18 protein-coding genes are annotated in these 22884 nt (G+C 71.1%); 8 read left to right on the forward strand and 10 right to left on the reverse strand.

From position 1 onward, the window contains the following. Positions 1-8 precede the first annotated feature (8 nt). Positions 9-1070, reverse strand: coding sequence for a DNA polymerase IV (gene dinB / locus OCJ37_RS17620; protein WP_263110989.1), 1062 nt, complete (start codon positions 1068-1070; stop codon positions 9-11). A gap of 206 nt (positions 1071-1276) precedes the next feature. Between dinB and fabA the strand changes: the two genes are divergently transcribed. Both fabA and fabB read left to right on the forward strand, forming a co-directional pair. Next, on the forward strand, positions 1277-1792 hold the full coding sequence (gene fabA, locus OCJ37_RS17625) for a 3-hydroxyacyl-[acyl-carrier-protein] dehydratase FabA (protein ID WP_263110990.1): 516 nt from the start codon (positions 1277-1279) through the stop codon (positions 1790-1792). Further along, on the forward strand, positions 1792-3000 hold the full coding sequence (fabB, locus tag OCJ37_RS17630) for a beta-ketoacyl-ACP synthase I (RefSeq protein ID WP_263110991.1): 1209 nt from the start codon (positions 1792-1794) through the stop codon (positions 2998-3000). The genes fabA and fabB overlap by 1 nt, the downstream gene beginning before the upstream one ends. Before the next feature lie 50 nt (positions 3001-3050). Here the strand turns inward: fabB and OCJ37_RS17635 are convergent, their stop codons facing one another. The 6 genes from OCJ37_RS17635 to OCJ37_RS17660 all read right to left on the reverse strand — a co-directional run bounded on the left by OCJ37_RS17635 (position 3051) and on the right by OCJ37_RS17660 (position 10678). Continuing rightward, positions 3051-3890 carry an SH3 domain-containing protein gene (locus OCJ37_RS17635; RefSeq protein ID WP_263110992.1) on the reverse strand — a complete coding sequence of 280 codons (840 nt, stop codon included), beginning with the start codon at positions 3888-3890 and terminating at the stop codon, positions 3051-3053. 308 nt (positions 3891-4198) lie between these two features. Further along, entirely contained in the window at positions 4199-6223 is a 2025-nt protein-coding gene (locus OCJ37_RS17640) for a M3 family metallopeptidase (protein ID WP_263110993.1), read from the reverse strand. 61 nt (positions 6224-6284) lie between these two features. Next, the gene (locus OCJ37_RS17645) at positions 6285-7388 is read right to left on the reverse strand and encodes a PLP-dependent cysteine synthase family protein (RefSeq protein ID WP_263110994.1); all 1104 of its coding nucleotides are present in this window, start codon (positions 7386-7388) and stop codon (positions 6285-6287) included. Positions 7389-7530: 142 nt separating this feature from the next. Beyond that, positions 7531-7743 (reverse strand): heavy-metal-associated domain-containing protein, encoded by a 213-nt coding sequence (locus OCJ37_RS17650; RefSeq protein WP_263110995.1) that lies wholly within the window; start codon positions 7741-7743, stop codon positions 7531-7533. 41 nt (positions 7744-7784) lie between these two features. Then, positions 7785-10238, reverse strand: coding sequence for a heavy metal translocating P-type ATPase (locus OCJ37_RS17655; RefSeq protein ID WP_263110996.1), 2454 nt, complete (start codon positions 10236-10238; stop codon positions 7785-7787). Continuing rightward, the gene (locus tag OCJ37_RS17660; protein WP_263110997.1) at positions 10235-10678 is read right to left on the reverse strand and encodes a heavy metal-responsive transcriptional regulator; all 444 of its coding nucleotides are present in this window, start codon (positions 10676-10678) and stop codon (positions 10235-10237) included. Before OCJ37_RS17660 ends, OCJ37_RS17655 begins: the two co-directional genes overlap by 4 nt. A 234-nt stretch (positions 10679-10912) precedes the next feature. Between OCJ37_RS17660 and OCJ37_RS17665 the strand changes: the two genes are divergently transcribed. From OCJ37_RS17665 to OCJ37_RS17675, 3 genes are all read left to right on the forward strand, one after another. Beyond that, positions 10913-11335, forward strand: coding sequence for a CopL family metal-binding regulatory protein (locus OCJ37_RS17665; RefSeq protein ID WP_263110998.1), 423 nt, complete (start codon positions 10913-10915; stop codon positions 11333-11335). 107 nt (positions 11336-11442) lie between these two features. Beyond that, on the forward strand, positions 11443-13236 hold the full coding sequence (locus tag OCJ37_RS17670) for a copper resistance system multicopper oxidase (RefSeq protein ID WP_263110999.1): 1794 nt from the start codon (positions 11443-11445) through the stop codon (positions 13234-13236). Positions 13237-13595: 359 nt separating this feature from the next. Next, on the forward strand, positions 13596-14669 hold the full coding sequence (locus OCJ37_RS17675; protein ID WP_263113729.1) for a copper resistance protein B: 1074 nt from the start codon (positions 13596-13598) through the stop codon (positions 14667-14669). A 178-nt stretch (positions 14670-14847) separates the two neighbouring features. On the opposite strand, the gene OCJ37_RS17680 is transcribed toward OCJ37_RS17675, so the two are convergent. Both OCJ37_RS17680 and OCJ37_RS17685 read right to left on the reverse strand, forming a co-directional pair. Next, on the reverse strand, positions 14848-15321 hold the full coding sequence (locus OCJ37_RS17680) for a hypothetical protein (protein ID WP_263111000.1): 474 nt from the start codon (positions 15319-15321) through the stop codon (positions 14848-14850). Between the two features lie 376 nt (positions 15322-15697). Then, positions 15698-16405: a TetR/AcrR family transcriptional regulator gene (locus OCJ37_RS17685; protein ID WP_263111001.1), complete on the reverse strand. Its 708-nt coding sequence runs from the start codon at positions 16403-16405 to the stop codon at positions 15698-15700. A gap of 97 nt (positions 16406-16502) precedes the next feature. Between OCJ37_RS17685 and OCJ37_RS17690 the strand changes: the two genes are divergently transcribed. Together OCJ37_RS17690 and OCJ37_RS17695 are read left to right on the forward strand one after the other, a co-directional pair. Continuing rightward, positions 16503-18041 (forward strand): FAD-dependent monooxygenase, encoded by a 1539-nt coding sequence (locus OCJ37_RS17690; RefSeq protein ID WP_263111002.1) that lies wholly within the window; start codon positions 16503-16505, stop codon positions 18039-18041. A 17-nt stretch (positions 18042-18058) separates the two neighbouring features. Then, the gene (locus OCJ37_RS17695; RefSeq protein WP_263111003.1) at positions 18059-19189 is read left to right on the forward strand and encodes an FAD-dependent oxidoreductase; all 1131 of its coding nucleotides are present in this window, start codon (positions 18059-18061) and stop codon (positions 19187-19189) included. Between the two features lie 145 nt (positions 19190-19334). Here OCJ37_RS17695 and glmS read toward each other — a convergent pair whose 3' ends face one another. Continuing rightward, on the reverse strand, positions 19335-21167 hold the full coding sequence (gene glmS, locus OCJ37_RS17700; RefSeq protein WP_263111004.1) for a glutamine--fructose-6-phosphate transaminase (isomerizing): 1833 nt from the start codon (positions 21165-21167) through the stop codon (positions 19335-19337). A 290-nt stretch (positions 21168-21457) separates the two neighbouring features. On the opposite strand from glmS, the gene OCJ37_RS17705 reads away from it, so the two are divergent. Continuing rightward, positions 21458-22729, forward strand: coding sequence for an efflux RND transporter periplasmic adaptor subunit (locus OCJ37_RS17705; protein WP_263111005.1), 1272 nt, complete (start codon positions 21458-21460; stop codon positions 22727-22729). Positions 22730-22884: the final 155 nt, after the last annotated feature.

A 22884-nucleotide genomic window follows, 5' to 3' on the forward strand; every position in this document is an offset into this window, starting at 1 on the left:
CGCACCGTTCAGCGGAACAACTGCCCCTGCTTCTGCATCGACTCGGGTTCGTGGAAACCGGACAGGCCCACGCCGACCAGGCGGTAGCGCGTGGACGCGGGCAATTCCACGCGCTGTCGCAGGGCCAGCGCGATGTCGGTCAGCGCCTGCAGTGAATCGGGCGGCTGCTCCGGGGTGAAGCTGCGGGTCAGGATGCGGAACTGCGCGGTCTTCAGCTTCAGCACCACGGTGCGCGCGACGCGCTCGGTGCGGCGGGTCGCGTTCCAGGTCTTTTCCGCCAGTTGCCGGATCGCCGGCTCCAGCGCGTCCAGTGCCAGGTCCTCGGCGAAGGTGTCTTCGGAGGAGATCGACTGCACCGGCTGGTCCGATTCCACCGGCCGCTCGTCGATGCCGCGCGCGCGCTGGTACAGGCGTCGCCCGAAGCTGCCGAAGCGCGCTTCCAGTTCCTCTGCGCTGTGCGTGCGCAAATCGCCGACGGTGACGATGCCCAGCGCCGCCAGCTTGGCCTGCATCACCCTGCCCACGCCGTGCACCTTGCTGACCGGCAGCGGGGTCAGGAACGCCTCGACCTGGTGCGGGCGGATCACGAACTGGCCGTCGGGCTTGCGCCAGTCCGAGGCGATCTTGGCCAGGAACTTGTTCGGCGCGATGCCGGCCGACGCGGTCAGCTGGGTTTCCTCGCGGATCTGCGCGCGGATGGCCTGCGCGATCTCGGTGGCGGTGGCGAGTTCGCCCTTGGGCACGGTGACGTCGAGATAGGCCTCGTCCAGCGACAGCGGCTCGATCAGGTCGGTGTGGCGCTGGAAGATTTCGCGCACCTGCCGCGACACCGCCTTGTAGCGCGCGAAATCCGGCGGCACGAAGATCGCGTCCGGACACAGCCGCTCGGCGCGCAACGCCGGCATCGCCGAGCGGATGCCGAACACGCGCGCCTCGTACGAGGCGGCGCAGACCACCGAACGCATGCCGCGCCAGGCCACCACCACCGGCTTGCCGCGCAATGTGGGATCGTCACGCTGTTCCACGGACGCGTAGAACGCATCCATGTCGACGTGAATGATCTTGCGCATCGGCCCTGCACCCTACGCCAGCGAACGGTCGCTGCATGATAAGCCAGGCCTGCGCATGCGCTGAGAATGCATGCCTTGATTTCGCTCAGCGCGCCGCAGCGCAGCACTGTCTACGCTACGCGTGCGTACGGATAAAACGTTTGATTGAAAGCGCGCACGTCGTGCACGCTTGCGCGCCTCGACCGTCTGCCTTGGGAAATTCGCTCATGAGCCGCCTCACTTCGTATTCACGCGAACACCTCCTCGCCAGCGCGCGCGGCGAGCTGTTCGGCGCCGAGGCTGGACGCCTGCCCAACGATCCGATGCTGATGTTCGACCGCATCACCCACATCGACGACGACGGCGGCGCGCACGGCAAGGGCGTGGTCCGCGCCGAACTGGACGTGCGCCCGGACCTGTGGTTCTTCGGCTGCCACTTCATCGGCGACCCGGTGATGCCCGGCTGCCTGGGCCTGGATGCGATGTGGCAGTTGACCGGCTTCTTCCTGACCTGGATCGGCGCGCCCGGCCGCGGCCGCGCGCTGGGCGTGGGCGAGGTGAAGTTCACCGGGCAGGTGCTGCCGAGCGCCAAGCGGGTGGTCTACGAGATCGACATCAGCCGGGTGATCAACCGCAAGCTGGTGATGGCGGTGGCCGACGGGCGCATGTCCGTGGACGGCCGCGAGATCTACCACGCCAAGGACCTGCGCGTGGGCCTGTTCACCTCGACGGAGGCCTTCTGATGCGCCGCGTCGCGGTCACCGGCATGGGCATCACCTCATGCCTGGGCAACGACCTGGACACGGTGTCGCGCGCGCTGCGCGAGAGCCGCGCCGGCATCCGCGCCAACCCCGAGGCGGCCGAACACGGCCTGCGCAGCCAGGTCGCCGGCGACGTGCAACTGGACCTGGAGGCGCTGATCGACCGCAAGCTCAAGCGCTTCATGGGCGATGCGTCGGCCTACGCCTACCTGGCGATGCGCGATGCGATCGCCGACGCGGGGCTGGACGAGGCCGTCATCAGCGACGTGCGCACCGGCCTGATCGCCGGCTCCGGCGGCGGTTCCAGCCACTGGCAGGTGGAAGCGGCGGACCTGCTGCGCAACCGCGGCGTGCGCAAGGTCGGCCCGTACATGGTGCCGCGCACCATGTGTTCGGCGGTGTCGGCCAGCCTGGCCACCGCGTACAAGATCAAGGGCGTCAGCTATTCGCTGTCGGCCGCCTGCGCGACCTCGGCGCACTGCATCGGCGCGGCCGCGGAGCTGATCCGCCATGGCCAGCAGGACGTGATGTTCGCCGGCGGCGGCGAGGAACTGGACTGGACCATGAGCCTGATGTTCGACGCGATGGGTGCGCTGTCCAGCGGCTTCAACGACCGCCCGGCGGTGGCCTCGCGCCCGTACGACGCCGAGCGCGACGGCTTCGTCATCGCCGGCGGCGGCGGCATGCTGGTGCTGGAGGACTACGACCGCGCGGTGGCGCGCGGCGCGCGCATCCATGCCGAACTGCTCGGCTACGGCGTGACCTCCGACGGCGCCGACATGGTCGCCCCGTCCGGCGAAGGCGCGGTGCGCTGCATGCGCATGGCGATGCAGGGCGTGGACGCGCCGATCGACTACCTCAACACGCACGGCACCTCGACGCCGCTGGGCGACGTCACCGAACTGGGCGCGGTGCGCGAGGTGTTCGGCGACGCGGTGCCGCCGTTGTCCTCGACCAAGGCGCTGTCCGGGCATTCGCTGGGCGCAGCCAGCGTGCACGAGGCGATCTACTGCCTGCTGATGATGCGCGACGGCTTCATCGCCGGCTCGGCCAACATCGACGCGCTGGACCCGCGCGCCGAGGGTTTCCCGATCGTGCGCGAGAGCCGCGCGGCGACGCCGCGCACGGTGATGTCCAATAGCTTCGGCTTCGGCGGCACCAACGCCGCGCTGGTGTTCGGCAAGCGCTGAGCGGTCTGTGCACGGCAGCGGCAGGGACGTCCTGCCGCCGACCGGCCGCGTCAGCGTTCCAGTTGCTTGCCGTCGCGGCGCTTTTTCTCGTCCTCCTCGTTCGTCCGCTCTTTCCTGGGCGGCGGCGCGGATGGCGGCGGCGGCGAAGTAGGCTTCGGCGGCGGTGCCGGCGGCGGCGTGTGCTGCGCCGCCTGCACCACCGTCTCCGGCTTCGGCGGCCACCACGGCGAGGCGGACGACGAGGATCGCGGGGACTCGGTCGACTGGTGCACGGATTCGCGCCAACGGCGATCCTCTTCGTCGCGCCGCTGTTGCTCGGCCAGTTCCTTGTTGCGCTTGGGATTGAGCGCATCCGGCGGCGGCGCCTGGTACATGCGCTCGCCGGGCGGCACCCATTGCGACTGCATCGGCGCCTCCACGGCGGGCTGCGCCGGCTGGTAGCCGCGCGTGTCGGCGATGCGCTGGGGTATCAGCTGGCGCTTGAGCGCCTCGGGCAACGGCGCCGGCGCAGCCTGCGATGCCTGCGCTTGCTGCCGCCAGCGTGCGCGGTCGCGGGCCCAGGGCCGGCCACGGTAGTGCGCGTCCCAATAGGCATCGATGGCGAACCCGATGGCAGGAGCGAAGGCACCGTCGCGCGCGTCGAACTCGACCACGCCGGCCGGCAGCCATCCGCGCGCCTCGCGCCAGCGCACGTCGCACCACGAAAAATCGTCGACGCACCCGTAGACGGTGAGGCTGTCGCCGCCCACTACCGTCGCCACCCGCGGATACGCGTTGGCCGGTCCTGCGCGCAGATTGGCGCCGCTGCGGGCGAACCCGTCGCTGTTCTGCGCCAGCACCGGCGCGGCGGCCGCCAGCAGCAATGGCGCCATCCAGATGCCTCGTTTCATGCCGAACCTCCTGTGCCGCCGGTCCCGTGGCCAGCGTGTCTTCCCTGGGCGCGTGCGCGCCATCGTGTTCGGCGATGTTCTAGCACGCCGCGGCGCTAAGGACCTGTTAACCCGATCGGGCCGCGCGCCCGGGCGCATGCGAAGCATGCAGAGAGCGAAGCACCGATGCCATCGGCGACCGGGCGGGCGCGCTGCGGCCTGCGCCAAGCGCGACCGGCGGATCGCGGCGCGCGAGAGGCGGATGCGCGCGCTGTCGCATCCTGCCCGCTCCTCGTCGCGCCGCGTATCAGGGGCACCGCGGCGCGCGGTCAGCCGGCCATGCCGCTGTGCCGCAGCAGCGCGTCCAGTTCCGGCGCGCGGCCGCGGAACGCGGTGAAGTTCTCCAGCGCGGGGCGGCTGCCGCCGCGCGCCAGGATCTCCTGCAGGAACCGCGCGCCGGTGGCGGCCAGCTGGTCCGGCGCTTCCTCGAACGCGGCGTAGGCGTCGGCGCTGAGCACTTCGGCCCACTTGTAGCTGTAGTAGCCGGCACCGTAGCCGCCGGCGAAGATGTGGCTGAACTGGTGCGGGAAGCGGTTCCATGCCGGCGGCCGGTTCACCGCGACCTCGTCGCGCACGCGCTCGAGCAGCTGCAGCATGCTGTCGCCGGCGGCGTCGAAGCCGTGGTGCAGCTGCATGTCGAACAGCGCGAATTCCAGCTGGCGCACGGTGAACATGCCGCTCTGGTAGTTCTTCGCCGCCAGCATCTTGTCGAACAGCGCGCGTGGCAGCGGCTGCCCGCTGTCCACGTGCGCGGTCATCGCCTGCAGCCGCGGCCACTCCCAGCAGAAGTTCTCCATGAACTGGCTGGGCAGTTCCACCGCGTCCCACTCCACGCCGTTGATGCCGGCCACGCCGAGTTCGCCGACCTGGGTCAGCAACTGGTGCAGGCCGTGGCCCATCTCGTGGAACAGGGTGGTGACGTCGTTGTGGGTGAAGGTGGCCGGCTTGCCGTCGCTGCCGCGGCCGAAGTTGCACACCAGGTACACCAGCGGCGTCTGCACGCCGTCGGCGCGGTCGCGGCGGTTGCGGCAGTCGTCCATCCACGCGCCGCCGCGCTTGCCCTCGCGCGCGTACAGGTCGAGGTAGAACTGCCCGACCAGGCGGCCCTGCGCGTCGCTGACGCGGAAGAAACGCACGTCCGGATGCCACACCGGCGCGCTGTCGGCTTCGACCTGCAAGCCATAAAGATCGGAGATGACGCCGAACAGGCCGTCCAGCACCTTCGGCTCGGTGAAGTAGAGCTTCACTTCCTGCTCGGAGAAGCTGTAGCGCGCCTGCTTGAGCTTTTCGCTGGCGTAGGCCAGGTCCCAGGCCTGCAGTTCGTCCAGGCCCAGGTGTTCGCGCGCATAGGCTTCCAGTTCGGCGCGGTCGCGCTGCGCGTACGGCTTGGCGCGCGCGGCCAGGTCGCGCAGGAAGCCCAGCACCTCGCCGGGGCTGCGCGCCATCTTGGTCGCCAGCGAATACTCGGCATAGCTGGCGAAGCCGAGCAGGCCGGCCAATTCGCCGCGCAGCGCCAGGATGCGTTCGATCGCCGCGCTGTTGTCCAGCGCCGCGTCGCCGAACTCCGAGGCGCGGATCGCGTTGGCGCGGTACAGGGTCTCGCGCAGCGCGCGGTCGTCGGCGTACATCTGCACCGGCAGGTAGCACGGCATCTGCAGGGTCAGCTTCCAGCCGGCCTGGCCGTCCTTCTCGGCGGCCGCGCGCGCCGCGGCGACCACGTCCTCGGGCAGGCCGGCCAGCCGCGCCGGGTCGTCGACCAGCAGCGACCACGCATCGGTGGCGTCGAGCACGTTCTGCGAGAACTTCGCCGACAGCGCCGACAGTTCTTCCTGGATCGCGGCGAAGCGCTGCTTGTCGGCCTCGCCCAGTTCGGCGCCGCCCAGGCGGAAGTCGCGCAGCGCGTTGTCCAGCACCTTGCGCCGCGCCGCGTCGTAGCCGGCGGCCTCGGGCGTGGCGGCCAGCGCGCGGTATTGCGCGAACAGCGCCAGGTTCTGCCCCAGCGCGCTGGAGAAGCGCGTCACCTTGGGCAGGTTGGCGTTGTAGGCCTCGCGCAGCGCCGGGGTGTTGACCACGCCCTGCAGGTGGTTGACCTGGCCCCAGGCGCGCCACAGGCGCTCGGTGGCGTCGTCCAGCGGCGCCACGAAGCTGTCCCAGTTCAGCGGCGCGACCCGCTCGGCCTGGGCGACCGCCGCCTCGGCCGCGGCCAGCAGCGTGTCGATCGCCGGGCCGATGTGCTCGGGCTGGATCGCGTCGAAGCGCGGCAGGCCGGAAAAATCGAGCAGGGGGTTGGTCATCGCGGAACTCTCGGTAGCGGGGGAAGGGCCGGCGCCGCCGGCCATGATGGGGATATGGCGGTCAAGACAACGCGGCACAAGCCAGCGGCGGCAGCCCGGCGCCGGCCACCGCCGCGGCCAACTGCGCGTCGGCCTGCTCCACGTCGATGCCGTGCTCGCGGTACCAGTCCGGCCGGTAGTAGCTGTGCCCGTAGCGTTCGCCGCTGTCGCACAGGATCGTCACGATGGAGCCGTCGCGGCCCTGCTCGCGCATCCGCGTGGCCGCCTGCAGCACGCCGACGAAGTTGGTGCCGGTGGAACCGCCCACGCGCCGGCCCAGGCGCGCGCTGACGTAGCGCATCGCCGCCAGGCTCAGCGCATCGGGCACCTTGACCATCGCATCGACGCAGCTGGGAATGAAGCTCGGTTCCACCCGTGGCCGGCCGATGCCCTCGATGCGCGAGCCGCCGGTGCTGGCCAGCCCGGCGTGGTCGCGCCCGGCCAGCGCCTCGCGGTAGCCGTCGAAGAACATCGACACCTCCGGATCGGCGCACAGGATGCGGGTGGCGTGGCGGCGATAGCGCACGTAGCGGCCGAGCGTGGCCGCGGTGCCGCCGGTGCCCGGGCTGCACACGATCCATTCCGGCACCGGGTGCGGCTCTTCCTGCATCTGCCGGAAGATCGACTCGGCGATGTTGTTGTTGGCGCGCCAGTCGGTGGCGCGTTCGGCGTACAGGAACTGGTCCATGAAATGGCCGCCGGTCTCGCGCGCCAGCTGCACCGAATCGGCGTGCAGGTCGCAGGCACGCTCGACCAGGTGGCAGCGCCCGCCCTGGAACTCGATCGCGGCGATCTTCTCCGGCGACGTCGCGGCCGGCATCACCGCGATGAACGGCAGCCCCAGCAGACGCGCGAAATAGGCTTCGGACACCGCGGTGGAGCCGCTGGAGGCCTCGATCACCGGCCGCCCCTCGCGCAGCCAGCCGTTGGCCAGCGCGTACAGGAACAGCGAGCGCGCCAGGCGGTGCTTGAGGCTGCCGGTGGGGTGGCTGGACTCGTCCTTGAAATACAGGTCGATGCCGGGGAAACCGGGCAGGTCCAGCGGGATCAGGTGGGTGTCGGCCGAACGGTTGAAATCGGCTTCGATCTTCTGGATGGCGTTGGCCACCCAATCGCGAGGGGTCATGGCGGTGCGCAGGGCGGAAAAATCGTGCCAACGATACACGGCTGCCCGCGCCCTGGGGCTGCGCGCGGAGGGTGCCGCGCGGCGACGTTCACCTGGCGGCGGCAGCGGCGTTGCGATCCGTGGCTGCTGCGGCCGGCGCCGCTCAGCGCGCCGCGACCCCGAAGCCAGCATCGGCGATGGCGCGCTCGATCGCCGCCGGGTCGATGCGCGCCTCGTCGTAGTCGACGCCCACCCGCCCGCCGGCCAGCACCACCTCGGCCGCAGCGACCCCGGCGCTGGCCTCCAGCACCCGTTTCAGCCGCGCCGTGCAGCCGCCGCAGGTCATGCCGTGGACCGTGAGTTCGAGATGGCGCATGGCGGTGTCCTCGTTCGGGAATGGCGTTGCCGGCAGCACGCTCAGTGCGGCCGCCAGCGGTTCAGCAGCAGGGAGTTGCCCAGCACCGAGACCGAGCTCAGCGCCATCGCCGCGCCGGCGATCACCGGGTTGAGCAGGCCGAACGCCGCCAGGGGGATGCCGAGCACGTTGTAGACGAAGGCGAAGAACAGGTTCTGGCGGATCTTGCGCAGGGTCGCCGCGGACAGGTCGATGGCGGTGGCCACGCCGTCCAGGTCGCCGTGCACCAGCACCACGTCGGCCGCTTCCACGGCGATGTCCGAGCCGGCGCCGATCGCGAAGCTGACGTCGGCCGCGGCCAGCGCCGGCGCGTCGTTGATGCCGTCGCCGACCATGCCCACGTGGGCGCCGCGCTCGGCCTGCAGGCGCTGCACCTCCTCGGCCTTGTGCTGCGGCAGCACTTCGGCGAGGACGCGTTCGATGCCGACCTGGGCGGCGATGTTGCGTGCGACGTGGCGGTTGTCGCCGGTCAGCATCGCCACCGCGATGCCGCGCGCCTTGAGCCGCGCCACCGCGCCGGCCGAGGTCGCGCGCAGCGGATCGGCGATGCCAATGTAGCCGGCGAGCCGGCCGTCCAGGGCGACGCCGACCACGCTGTGCCCGCGCGCCTGCGCCGCCTCCGCGCGCTGCAGCAGGGCCGCATCCGGCGCCTGCACGTCCAGTTCGCGCAGCCATGCCAGCGAACCCAGCGCCACCGCCTGCGCATCGACGCGACCACGCACGCCCTTGCCGGGCAGGGTCTCGACCGCCTCCGGCACCGGTGCGGGCACCGGCCCGCGCACGCCCTCGTCGGCGGCGCGGCGCACGATCGCATGCGCCAGCGGGTGCGCCGAGCCGGCCTCCAGCGCCGCGGCCAGGCGCAGCAGCGCGCCCGCGTCGCCGCCGTGCGCCACGTCCACCTCCGTCACCTGCGGGCGGCCCTCGGTCAGGGTGCCGGTCTTGTCCACCACGAGCGTGGTCAACGCACGCGCGCGCTCCAGCACCTCGGCGTTGCGGATCAGGATGCCGGCCCGCGCGCCCACGCCGGTGCCGACCATGATCGCGGTCGGCGTGGCCAGGCCCAGCGCGCATGGGCAGGCGATCACCAGCACCGCCACCGCTTGCACCAGCGCGGTGGCGAAGCTGCTGCTCAGCCACCAGGTGGCGGCCAGGGTCACGGCGGCGACGGCGATCACCGCCGGCACGAAGATCCCGGCGATGCGGTCGACCAGGCGCTGGATCGGCGCCTTGGAGCCCTGCGCCGCGTCGACCATGCGGATGATCTGCGCCAGCAGGGTGTCAGCGCCGACGCTGGTGGCGCGGGCGCGCAGCATGCCCAGCTGGTTCACGGTGGCGGCGAACAGGCGGCTGCCCGGCTCCTTGGCCACCGGCATCGCCTCGCCCGACAGCATCGCCTCGTCCACGCTGGAGCGGCCGTCGAGCACCTCGCCGTCCACCGGCACGCGCTCGCCGGCGGCGACCACGAACACGTCGCCGACCACCAGCGCGGCAGCATCGATCTCCACGATCGCGCCGTCGCGCTCGACCCTGGCGGTCTTCGGCTTGAGGTCGAGCAAGGCACGGATCGCCGAGGAGGTCCTGCGCCTGGCGCGCGCCTCCAGCAGGCGCCCGAGCAGCACCAGGGTGATGATCGCGGCGCTGGCCTCGAAGTACACGTGCTGCCCGGCCAGGCCGAACACGGTGACCGCGGCGCTGTACAGCCAGGCCATGCTGGTGCCGAGCGCGACCAGCACGTCCATGTTGGCGCGGCCGTTGCGCAGGGCGGCGAACCCGGCGCGGTAGAAGCGCGCACCGATCCAGAACTGCACCGGCGTGGCCAGCAGCAGCTGCAGCCAGCGCGGCAACGGTTCGCTGTGTTGGCCGCTGAGCGTGTGCTCGATGCCGGACATGTCGAACATGCCGGCCATCTGCACCAGCAGCGGCAGGGTCAGCAGCACAGATGCGGCGAACAGGCCCAGCTCGCGGCGCCAGGCGCGGCGCTCGGCCTGTTCGCGCGCCGCCATCTGCGCCTGGTCCAGGTCGCGCACCGCGCTGGCGCCGAAGCCGGCCTTGCCGATCCGCGCGATCAGGTCGGCCGGTTCGACCACGCCCGGCACGTACTCCACGCGCGCCCGGGCCGAGGCCAGGTTGACCGCGCCGGCGGTCACCCCGGGCGTGTTCGCCAGCACCGTTTCGATCGAGGCCGCGCAGGACGCGCAGCTCATGCCGCTGAGCTCCAGCGTCAGCGCCTGCGTCGGCACCGTGTAGCCGGCCTGCGCGATGCGTTGCAACAGCGCCGGCGCCTCCACCTGCTGCGGGTCGTAGTCCAGGCGCACGCGCGCGGCGGCGACGTTGGCCTGGGCGCTGACCCCGGGCAACTGGTTGAGCGCCCGCTCCAGGCCGACGGCGCACGACGCGCAGGTCATGCCGTGTACCGGCAGGCTCAGCGTGGCCGTGCGGGCGGTGGTTGCGCTCATGCTTGCGGCTTGCCCGGCGCCGCATCGCCACGGATGTCGCCGAGGATCGGGCAGCGCTCCGGTTCGCCGCTGCCCGGGCATTCCTCGACCAGCGCGGCCAGCGCGTCGCGCATCTCGGTCAGTTGCGCGATGCGCAGGTCCAGCGCGTGCAGGCGCTTGCTCGCGCGCTGCTTGATGCCTTCCACGCCATGCAGGCGGTCGTCCTGCAGCGCGAGCAGGTCGCCGATCTCCTCCAGCGAGAACCCCAGGTCCTTGGCGCGGCGGATGAAGCGCACCCGCTCCACCGCGGCGGCATCGTAGTCGCGGTAGCCGGACGCGCGCCGCGGCGGCGCCGGCAGCAGGCCCTGGCGCTCGTAGTAGCGGACGGTGTCGATGGCGACCTCGGCCTGGCGGGCGAGCGCGCCGATGGTGAAGCGGGACGGAGAGGAGACCTGGTTCATGCGGCCAACGTACTCCCTGGACGATGGTCCAGGGTCAAGCCCTCGTCGAGGTCGTCCGCGACTCGTTCATTGGCGGCTCATGCTGGGACGCAAATCCCGATCCGCCAGGCGTTCCGCACGCATGCCGGCGCCATCTGGACCCGGCTCCAGGGTGCATGGCCGACATGCGACGGCGCTTGCCGGCGGCGACCACTCCAGTATCCTCTTGCTTCTTCCCTGCGCGTTTCGTCTTCCGTGCCGATCTTCGCCCTGCTGACCCGCCTGCTGCTGTGCCTGAGCCTGGTGCTCAACGGCGCCGGCACGGCCGTGGCGATGCCCGGCATGCACGACACGCCGGCGGGCGCCGCCCATGCCGCGTCCACGCACGACACCGGCCATGCGCAGGCCACGCTTGCCGCCGCGGCGATGCCCTGCCACGAGGCCGCGCCGCCGCAGGTGGACCATGGCGATCGCCACGACCACGAGCGCGCCGGCAAGAAACATGGTTGCTGCGGCACCGCGGCCGGTTGCCAGTGTCCGCATGCGCAGCCGCTGCCGGCGTTGATCGCGATGCCGCTGGCGTTGCCCAGTGCTGCGCGACACCTGTTCCCCCGCGGCCGCCAGGATGGCCGCGGCGCGCCCGGCCTGCCCCGGCTCGAACGACCTCCCAGCGCCTGAGCGCGATGCCGCCGCCTGCGGGTGGCGCCACTGCGGCCGCGCCTGAGCGCCGCCGCTTCCGCGCATGGACCGCCCCAGGCGGTCGCGCATCGCATCGAGGTTCGCTCATGAAACCACCTTCCTCCGGCCTGCCGGCCCTGCCGTCGCGGCGCCGTTTCGTCACCGGACTGGCGCTGGGCGCCGCCGCCGGCCTCGGCGGCCTGTCGCTGCGCCCGGCCCAGGCCGCGGCGCTGGCGCGCAGCGGCGCCGTGCCCTATCAGCTGCACGGCAGCGATTTCGACCTGAGCATCGGCAGCGCCCGGGTCAACTTCACCGGGCGCGAGCGCCCAGCCATCACCGTCAATGGCAGCGTGCCCGCACCGATCCTGCGCTGGCGCGAGGGCGACACCGTCGAGGTACGCGTGGCCAACCGCCTGCCCGGGCACACCCAGACCTCCGTGCACTGGCACGGCATCGTGCTGCCGGCCAACATGGACGGCGTGCCCGGCATGAGTTTCGACGGCATCTATCCCGGCGAGACCTATCGCTACCGTTTCACCCTGCGCCAGTCCGGCACCTACTGGTACCACAGCCATTCGCTGCACCAGGAGCAGGCCGGCCTGTACGGCGCGATCGTGATCGACCCGCTGCAGCCGCCGCCCTACCGCTACGACCGCGAGCACGTGCTGCTGCTGTCGGACTGGACCGACCTGGATCCGGCGGCGCTGTTCCGGCGGCTGAAGAAGATGCCGTCCTACGACAACACCTACCAGCGCACCGTCGGCGATTTCCTGCGCGACGCGCGCGAGGACGGGCTGCGCGCCACCCTCGCCGACCGCGGCATGTGGGGCCGCATGCGGATGACGCCGAGCGACCTGTCCGACGTCAACGCCAACACCTACACCTACCTGCTCAACGGCGTCGCGCCCGACGGCAACTGGACCGGCGAATTCCGCCCCGGCGAGAAGCTGCTGCTGCGCCTGATCAACGCCTCCAGCATGACCTACTTCGACCTGCGCATTCCCGGGCTGAAGATGACCGTGGTCGCCGCCGACGGCCAGTACGTGCACCCGGTGAGCGTGGACGAGCTGCGCATCGCCGCGGCCGAAACCTACGACGTGCTGGTCGAGCCCAGCGGCCAGGACGCCTACACCGTGTTCGCCCAGGACATGGGCCGCACCGGCTACGCGCGCGGCACCCTGGCGGTGCGCCAGGGCCTGCAGGCACCGGTGCCGGCGAACGATCCGCGCCCGCTGCTGCGCATGCAGGACATGGGACACGACATGGGCGGACATGCCGGCATGGACCACGGCGGCATGGACCATGCCAGCGGCGCCGCGGCGATGCAGGGCATGGCCGGCATGGACCATGCGGCGCATGCGCCGGCCGGCGCGCACGCACCGACGCATCCGGCCAGCGAACGCGGCAATCCGCTGGTGGACATGCAGTCCTCGGCCACCGCGCCGAAGCTGGACGATCCGGGCATCGGCCTGCGCGGCAACGGCCGCCGCGTGCTGACCTACGCCGACCTGCACAGCCTGTTCGACGACCCCGACGGCCGCGAGCCCGGGCGCGAGATCGAACTGCACCTGACCGGCAACATGGAGAAGTTCGCCTGGTCCTTCGACGGCATCCCGTTCGCCAGCGCCGAGCCGCTGCGGCTCAACTACGGCGAGCGCCTGCGCATCGTGCTGGTCAACGACACGATGATGCAGCACCCGATCCACCTGCACGGCATGTGGAGCGACGTGGAGGACGCCGAAGGCCGGTTCCAGGTGCGCAAGCACACCGTGGACATGCCGCCGGGCACGCGCCGCAGCTACCGCGTGCGCGCCGACGCGCTGGGCCGCTGGGCCTACCACTGCCACCTGCTGTACCACATGGACGGCGGCATGATGCGCGAAGTGCGGGTGGACGCATGAACGCCGCGCCGCTCGCCACGCTCGCGCAGGCCATCGGCCTGGCGCTGCTGTTCGCGCATGGCGCCGCCTGCGCGCAGCATGCGCATGCGCCTGCGACTGCGGCCGATGCCGATCCGGCCGCGGTGACGCCCACAGTCGCCTCTACCTCTACCTCTACACCTGCCACCGCACCTGCGCGTGCGCCTGCATCGTGCGAGTGCCCGCCACCCGACGACAGGGCGCACATGCACACTCCACCGTCGGCCGATACCACCGGCGGCGACGCGGAGACGGCGCATGCCGGCATGGACCATGCCGCGATGAACCATGCCGCACACGCCGACCGCGCGTTGCCCGCCCCCACGGCAAGCGACACCGGCATGCAGCACATGCCCATGGACCACGATGCGCATGGCGGCCACGCCATGCCGGCGTCGCATGGCTCGGCACCAGAGCCGCCAACGGTACCTGGATCGGCGTCGTCCTCGACCGGAACGGCAGTGTCCGAAACCTCGGCAGCGGCACCCCGGACCGGGCATGCGTCCGCCGACCTGCAACATCCGGGCATGGACCACGCCACGATGGAGCACGGCGCGCCGGCGGCATCGCACGCCGACCATGCCATGCACGATCCTGCCGTGCGGGAGCATGCCGCGATGCGTCATGCCGCTGTGGCGCCGCCACCTCCAAAGCAACCGGACACGGCGTGCGCCTGCCCCGATGCGCCCGCGTCCGCGCTGCCGCGCGAGCCGATCCCGCCGCTCACCGACGCCGACCGCGCCGCCGCATTCCCGGCGTTGCGCGCGCACACGATGCAGCATGGTCCCTCGCGGACCGGCTACCTGCTGTTCGATCGCCTGGAAGGCTGGGACGCCGACCGCGGCAGCGGCCAGGCCTGGGAGGCGAGCGCGTGGTACGGCGGCGACGTCGATCGGCTGTGGCTGCGCAGCGAAGGCGAGCGCAGCGGCGGCCACACCGAAGCGGCGGACCTGGAAGCGCTGTACGGCCACGCGGTCTCGCCGTGGTGGGACGTGCTGATCGGCGTGAGGCAGGAGGTCGCGCCGGGCGACGCGCGCACCTCGGCCGCGTTCGGCGTGCAGGGCATGGCGCCGTACAAGTTCGAGGTCGCCGCCACCCTGTACGTCGGCGAAGGCGGCAGCGCCAGCGTGCGCCTGCAAGGCGAATACGACGTGCTGCTGAGCAACCGCTGGATCCTGCAGCCGCGGCTGGAAGCGGAGGCGGCGTTCGCCGACGATCGCACACGCGGCATCGGCAGCGGCCTGTCCACGCTGGAAGCCGGTGTGCGCCTGCGCTACGAGATCAGCCGCCGTTTCGCGCCGTATCTGGGCGTGGTCCACGAGCGCGCGTTCGGCGCGACCGCCGACCATCGCCGCGACGCGGGAGAAGCCGCACGCGAGACGCGCGTCGTCGCCGGCGTACGCGTCTGGTTCTGAGCGGCCGTTCGAGCGCTCCTGAACCCTGTGGGAGCGGCTTCAGCCGCGGCAGGCCTTCCCGATGGATCCTGTCGCGGCTGAAGCCGCTCCTACAACACCGCCTCCGCTGTATTGGCATCAATTGCAGCATGCGACGCCGCGGCGACCCACGAACACTTCGTCGTGGTGTTTCCGCCGCTCAAGCGGGCAACGAACCATCCTCCCCGATCTGCCAACCACGCGGCGGACGCAGCGCGCCCAGCGTGCGCACCAGCTCCTGGTAACTACGTGCCAGCTGCCCGAACAGGCCAGCGTCGCTGGCGCGGGTTTCAGCCACTTCGTAGTAGGCACCGCGGCCCAGGTCGATGAAATAGTCCACGCTGACCCGGCGCCGCGCGGCCACCCCCGGGAACAGCCCGGCGATCAGCAGGCAGCCGTCGCCGACCTCGCGCAGCGCGTCGGCGCGGGCGCGCCCGACCTGCTCCTGCGCATGCAGCCAGGCCAGCGCCTGGGTACGCGACAGCAGATGCCCGTCGGCCTGGTAGCGCAGCAGCACGAACACCAAGTAGCTCTCGCGCGATTCGTCCAGCGGCTGGCCCAGCCGTAGCCCTGCCTCGTGCACCAGCGCCTGCCAAAGTTCGGCCGGCGCCCCCTGTCTGAAAGACTCGTACATACGTCCTCCTGCGTGGTGGGAACCCTCGCCGAAAGCTTATGCATAACCTGGGCCAATGCGTTGGCAGCCGCAGGTAGCGGCTGCCAGGTACGAAGGAGTGCCTGGTCCACGCGGCCGTAACGATCTGCGAACCGCCGGCGTGCGATCACCCGCCAGTACACCCTTGCCCTGGAGGTATGCCGGCATAGCGACCTGGACGTCACGCTGTCAGGCAGCGCCTTCGATCTGCATGCAGCGCTGCGGAGGAACGACCACGCCGGTACACCTGCGATGGCGCGCAGGCGGGGGGCCGCCACGACGGCGCGTGCGGAAGGGCGTCGGAGGCCTGTGCAAACCCAACAGCCGCACCCTGCCGCGGTCGTCGCCTGCGCGGCGATCAGGCAGCGGACGCGCCCGCGATCCGCCGCGTCTCCAGCCCGCCGAGGATGAGGTCGACGCCGGCGAGGAAATCGCTGCGGTCGTCATGATCGCGCAGTTGCCCGGCGACGCTGCGCACGAACGGATACGCGTCCGGATCGAGCTGCGCCCACGCATCCGCCATCGCGCCCAGGAAGCCGTCGCGGTCGATGCCCCGGGCGCGGGCGAACTGCGTGTTGGCGGCGTTCTGCCCCGCGACGCCGAGAATGTAGTGCAGCAGCGCGGACACGGCGGCCCACTGCTCCCCGTCCGCCACGCCCAGCGCGCGGACCTGCCGCCCCAGGCATTCGACGATCCGCAACAACGGCAGTTGCCCTGCCCCATGCATGAGCGCCGAACCCACCCACGGATGTGCATCGAGCGTATCGAACATGCCGAGCGCGAGCGCGCGGATCGTCGCCGCCGGGGCCGTGTCGGCCACGGTCGAGGCCAGCGTGCGGATCACGATGGCGTCGCAAGCGGCGGTCAACAGATCGCTCTTGTTCTCCACGTGCCAGTAGATCGCGCCGGCGCCGGTGGCGAGCCGCTCGGACAGGGCGCGGAAGGTCAGCCCGCCTTCGCCGCCGCTATCCAGCAACGCGATCGACGCCTCCACGATGCGCTCGCGCGAAAGCGACGCTTCCCGTCGTCCGGGGCCGCGCGCAACGGTGCTTCCAGGTTTGCTCATGGCGGCATGTTGACACAACTGGAACCACGTTCCAATATTATGGAATGACGTTCCATTCCATCGCGGCACTACCTGCCGCCACCCACCAAGAGACGCGATGCACCGCCCGGCCATCCCCCTCCACGACGCGATCGTTTCCGGCGCAGGTCCCGTGGGCCTGTTCCTGGCCTGCGAACTGGCCCTGGCCGGATGTTCGGTCCTGGTGCTGGAAAAGGCCGGGGATCCGCGCTCGCCGTTGAAGCGGCTTCCGTTCGGGACACGCGGCCTGTCGGCGCCGTCCATCGAAGCGCTCGCCCGCCGCGGACTGCTGCAGGAACTTGAGACCCACAAGCGTCTCAAGAATCCGCACCGGCACTCCGGCCAGGGCGCGCGCCGCCAAGTGGGCCACTTCGCCGGCATTGCGTTCCATGAAGAAGACATCGATCCCGCGCAATGGCCGTATCGCCTGCCGAGTTCGACCGCGACCAGCCTGATCTCCGAAATGGAAGAGCTCGAAACCGTGCTGACGCGGCGCGCCGAAGCGCTGGGCGTGACGATCAGGCGCGGGCTTGCGGTGACCGGCCTGCATCAAGCCGAGGACGGCGTCGGCGTCCAGTGCGGCGAGCAGACGTGGCACGGCCGCTGGCTGGTGGGGTGCGACGGAAGCCGCAGCACGGTGCGCAAGGCCGGCGGTTTCGAATTCGCCGGCACCGAGCCGGAATTCACCGGCTACACCGCGAAACTGGACATCGCCGACCCGGGAAAACTCAAGCCGGGCCGGAACATGACGCCCGCGGGCATGTACCTGCTGTCGCAGCCGGACCACCTGGTGATCCAGGACTTCGACGGCGGCGCATTCCACGACGCCGGAGCGCCGATCACGCGGGACCATCTGCAGGACGTGCTGCGCCGCGTCTCCGGCACCGACGTGACCATCGATGCGGTGCATCTGGCGACCACGTGGACGGATCGGGCGCGGCAGGCGACGCGCTACCGCAACGGCCGGCTCCTGCTGGCCGGCGATGCCGCGCACATCCACGCGCCGCTCGGGGGCCAGGGGCTCAATCTGGGATTGGGCGATGCGCTGAACCTGGGCTGGAAACTCGCCGCGACCATCAACAAGCACGCCCCGGACGACCTGCTGGACAGCTATCAGGCCGAACGGCATCCGATCGGCGCGCAGGTGCTGGACTGGTCGCGCGCCCAGGTCGCACTGATGCGGCCGGATCCCCACGCGCGCGCGCTCTACGCGATCGTCCGCGACCTCATGGACACGCGCGACGGCGCCACCTACTTCGCCGGACGGGTGTGGGGCGTGCCCACGCACCACACGGCCGGCGGCGGCCACCCCCTGGTGGGCCACCGCACGCCCAACTTCCGGTTCGAGGACGGGAGCACCGTCGATGCGCTGATGCGCGATGGCGCGGGACTATTGCTGGATTTCGGCCGCAACGCGTCGCTGCGAACGCTCGCGAGCGACTACGCCGACCGCTTCGCGTATGTGCCGGGCCCGGCGCAGGAACAGTTCGGCCTGGGCGCCGTCCTGATACGCCCCGACGGCGTCGTCGCCTGGGCCGCCGACGATGCGCCGCCATGCGCCGAACTGCGAAAGATCGCCGATCGCTGGTTTGGCCTCGTCCGCCAATCGGACCACTGAAGAAACGAGGAACGCAAATGCACACTCCCATCGCGATCGTCGGCGCCGGACTCGGCGGGCTCATGCTCGCGCGCGTCCTGCACGTGCACGGCATCGCCGCGACGATCTACGAAGCGGAAGCCGCGGCGGATGCCCGCCCGCAGGGCGGCCTGCTCGACATCCACACCTACAACGGCCAGCTCGCGCTCAAGGCGGCGGGCCTGTACGACGCGTTCCTCGCCCTGGTCCTACCCGGCGCCGATGCCAAGCGGGTCGTGGACCGGGACGGCACCCTTCTGGTCGACCGGCCCGACATGGGCAACGGCGGCAGGCCCGAGGTGGAGCGCGGCAGCCTGCGCCGGCTCCTGATCCACGCGCTGCCCGAGGGCACGATCCGCTGGGGACGCAAGCTCGCCGCGGCCGATCCGCTCGCCGGCGGGCGCCACCTGCTGCGCTTCGCCGACGGTGCGACGACGACCACCGATGTGTTGGTGGGCGCGGACGGGGCCTGGTCGCGCGTGCGCTCGCTGCTGTCCGACGCCGTGCCCGCCTATGCCGGCATCTCGTTCATCGAGACCAGCCTGTTCGACGGCGACACCCGCCACCCGGCCAGCGCGCAGGCGGTCGGCGGCGGCACGATGATGGCGGTCGCGCCGGGCAAGGGCATCCTCGCGCACCGCCATGCCGACGGAACGCTGCAGACCTACGTGTCGCTGAGCAGGCCGCAGGACTGGTTCGCCCGCATCGATTTCGCCGACCCGGCGACGGCGCTGGCCCGCGTCGCCGCGGAATTCGCCGGCTGGGCGCCGGCATTGACGGCGCTCGTCACCGACGGCGACACCGCCCCGGTGTTGCGCCCGATCCACGCGCTGCCGGTCGGGCACCGCTGGGAGCGCAGGCCCGGGGTGACCCTGCTCGGCGATGCGGCGCACCTGATGTCGCCGTTCGCCGGCGAAGGCGCCAACCTGGCGCTCCACGACGGCGCCGAACTCGGCAAGGCCATCGTCGCCCATCCCGGCGATGTCGACGCCGCGCTCGCCGCGTACGAAAAGGACCTCTTCCCCCGCAGCGCGTCCTTCGCCGAGGAGTCGGCGCGGAACCTGGCGATGTTCTTCGACGACGACGCGCCCCGGGGCCTGGTCGACTTCTTCAACGGCGTTGCCGAATAGCGAGTCGGCTACGCCGGAATCAGGCCGCGCCGTGCGCCCGCGCCCGCGCTGGCGACGGAGCGTGCCGCGTCGCCCTGCCGTGGCCGGCAATGCGTTGCCGGCGGTGCCGTGCGCAGCGCAGCCGGCCGAACGGCACGCGCCGCGCCTACTCCACCGTCACCGACTTGGCCAGGTTGCGCGGCTTGTCCACGTCGGTGCCGCGCGCCAGCGCGGTGTGATACGCCAGCAGCTGCACCGGGATGGTGTGCACCACCGGGCTGAGCAGGCCGGCGTTGCGCGGCGTGCGGATCACGTGCACGCCGTCCGATTCGCTGAAGTGGCTGTCCTGGTCGGCGAACACGAACAGCTCGCCGCCGCGCGCGCGCACTTCCTGCATGTTGGATTTCACCTTCTCCAGCAGCGCGTCGTTGGGCGCGATCACCACCACCGGCATGCTCGCGTCGACCAGCGCCAGCGGGCCGTGCTTGAGCTCGCCGGCCGGGTAGCCTTCGGCGTGGATGTAGGTGATTTCCTTGAGCTTGAGCGCGCCTTCCAGCGCGATCGGGTAGTGCAGGCCGCGGCCCAGGAACAGCGCGTTGTGCTTGTCGGCGAAGCGCTCGGCCCACACCGCGATCTGCGGCTCCAGGTTCAGCGCGTGCTGCACGCTGCCCGGCAGGTAACGCAGCTGCTCCAGGCACTCGGCTTCCCGGGCGGCGCTCAGGCGCCCGCGCAGCTTGGCCAGCACGCAGGTGAGCTGGAACAGCGCCGCCAGCTGGGTGGTGAAGGCCTTGGTCGAGGCCACGCCGATCTCGGCGCCGGCGCGCGTGTACAGCACCAGCGCGCTGGCGCGCGGGATCGCGCTCTCGGGTACGTTGCAGACCGACAGGGTCTTGGCGTGGCCCAGCGACTTGGCGTATTTCAGCGCCTCCATCGTGTCCAGGGTTTCGCCGGACTGGGAGATGGTGACGATCAGTTGCCGCGGATTGGCGTAGGCGGCGCGGTAGCGGTATTCGCTGGCGATCTCCACGCTGCACGGCAGGCCGGCGATCGATTCGATCCAGTAGCGCGCGGTCAGCCCGGCGTAGTAGCTGGTGCCGCAGGCGAGGATCTGCACGCCGTCGACGTCGGCCAGCAGCGCATCGGCGTTGCCGCCGAACAGCGCCGTGTCGAAACCGCCGGCGTCGAACAGCGCTTCCAGCGTGTCGGCCAGCGCGCGCGGCTGCTCGTGGATCTCCTTCTGCATGAAGTGGCGGTACGGGCCCAGTTCCAGCGAGGCCAGCGACACCTCGGACATGTGCGCCTCGCGCTGCACCGGCCGGTCCTCGGCGTCGTACACCTGCACGTCGGCCCGGCTCAGCTCGGCGGTGTCGCCTTCTTCCAGGAAGATCACCCGGCGCGTGGCCTGGATCACCGCCGACACGTCGGAGGCGATGAAGTTCTCGCCCTCGCCCAGCCCGATCAGCAGCGGGCAGCCCATGCGCGCGCAGACCAGCACGTCCGGGCGCGACTTGCTGACCGCGGCCAGCGCGTAGGCGCCGGTCAGTTCCTTCACCGCCGCCTGCAGCGCCGCCAGCAACGTCAGCCCTTGCGACGCGTGGTAATGGATCAGGTGCGCGATGACCTCGGTATCGGTCTGCGACTCGAACACGTAGCCCAGCGCGCGCAGGCGCTCGCGCTGCTGTTCGTGGTTCTCGATGATGCCGTTGTGCACCAGCGCCAAGTCGCCGTGGCTGACGTGCGGATGCGCGTTGGCCTCGGTGACGCCGCCATGCGTGGCCCAGCGGGTGTGGCCGATGCCCAGCGTGGCGTGGACGTCCTCGGCCAGCGCGGCGCTTTCCATCTCGGCCACGCGCCCGGTGCGGCGCACCCGGCGCACGCCGTCGCCGGCCACCACGGCGATGCCGGAAGAGTCGTAGCCGCGGTATTCCAGGCGCTTCAGGCCCTCGATCAGCACCGGCACCACGTCCCGCTCCGCTATCGCACCCACGATCCCGCACATAGCCGCGTACCCTTCGACGAAAGACCGCCATTCTAGCGTTGTCCGCTGGATGTCCCGCGGGACCCGGCAGTGCGACTCGAACGAGCCACGCCGTGCATGGACGCAGCCGTCGAGGGTCATGCTCGCGCCGACGATCCGGCGACCGGCACCCCGGACACGGTGTCCGCGAACGTGTCCGCGGACACGTGGACATCCGGCCGTCGAACAGAAAATCAATTTATTTCAACAACTTGCGATTGGCACGCGGTGTGCTTTGCATTCGTTCATCTTCCACTGCGCCGACCCGACCGATGATCCGCGATACCTCTGCCCAGGACCAGGTTCTCGCCCGCCCCCGCTCCGCCGCCGCGTGGCGCCGCTGGTTCTGGCCGGCGCTGGTCGGCCTGGCGGTGCTGCTCGGCATCGCCTTCGCCGCGCGCGGCTGGATCGCCGGCAGCCGCTCGTTCGACGCGCAACGCGTGCGCATCGCCACGGTCAGCCGCGGCGACCTGGTCCGCGACATCTCCGCCGACGGGCGCCTGATCGCCGCCAACAGCCCCACCCTGTACGCGATCTCCGGCGGCACCGTGAGCCTGAAGGTGGTCGCCGGCGACGTGGTCAAGCAGGGCCAGGAACTGGCCGAGATCGACAGCCCGGAACTGCGCAGCAAGCTTGCCCAGGAAGAGGCCACGCTGGCCGGCCTGGAGGCCGAGGCCGGCCGCGCCGACCTGGATGCGGTGCTGGCGCGCGCCAATGCCAGCAAGCTGGTCGACCAGGCGCAGATCGAGCGGCAGGCGGCCAGCCGCGACCTGGAGCGCTACCAGCGCGGCTACGACGGCGGCGCGGTACCGGCGGTGGAACTGGCCAAGGCGCAGGACTCGCTGAAGAAGGCCGACATCGCGATGAGCCATGCGCAGAAGGACTCCGGCCTGCAGACCCAGGGGGCGGGCCTGGACGCGCGCAACAAGCGCCTGCTCGCCGAGCGCCAGCGCGCGGTGGTGACCGAGGTGAAGCGGCAGGTGGACCTGCTCACGCTGCGCTCGCCGTTCGACGGCCAGGTCGGCCAGGTGCAGGTGTCGCAGCACACCAACGTGGCCGCCAACGCGCCGGTGCTGAGCGTGGTCGACCTGTCCAAGTTCGAACTGGAGATCAAGGTGCCGGAGAGCTTCGCCCGCGACCTGGCGATCGGCATGCCGGCGCAGCTGACCAGCGGTGCCGGCGAACCGTTCGCCGGCGCGATCTCGGCGGTATCGCCGGAAGTGGTCAACGGCGAGGTCAACGCGCGCATCCGCTTCACCGACAAGCAGCCGCCGGGCCTGCGCCAGAGCCAGCGCATGAGCGCGCGGGTGCTGCTGGACACCCGCCGCAACGTGCTCAAGGTCGAGCGCGGCCCGTTCGTCGAACAGTCCGGCGGCCGCTACGCCTACGTGATGGACGGCAACTCCGCGATCCGCCGCCCGGTGGAACTGGGCGTCACCAGCCTCGGCGAGGTCGAGGTGCGCTCGGGCCTGCAGCCCGGCGACCGCGTCGTGGTCTCCGGCAGCGACCTGTTCGGCGATGCGCCGCAGGTGACAGTGCATTGAAGCCGGGATTGGGGGGTCGGGAGTGGGGATTGGGAAGAGCAGGAGCGAAGTCCCGGTTCATCCTCGCCGATCCATGTCTCCGTACCGAATCCTGATCTGATTCCCCTCCATCGCAGCGGCTGCCCCACTGCAGTTAACCACCAACAAGGAACCCG

This window comes from Xanthomonas sp. AM6 (assembly GCF_025665335.1).
Lineage (GTDB): Bacteria > Pseudomonadota > Gammaproteobacteria > Xanthomonadales > Xanthomonadaceae > Xanthomonas_A.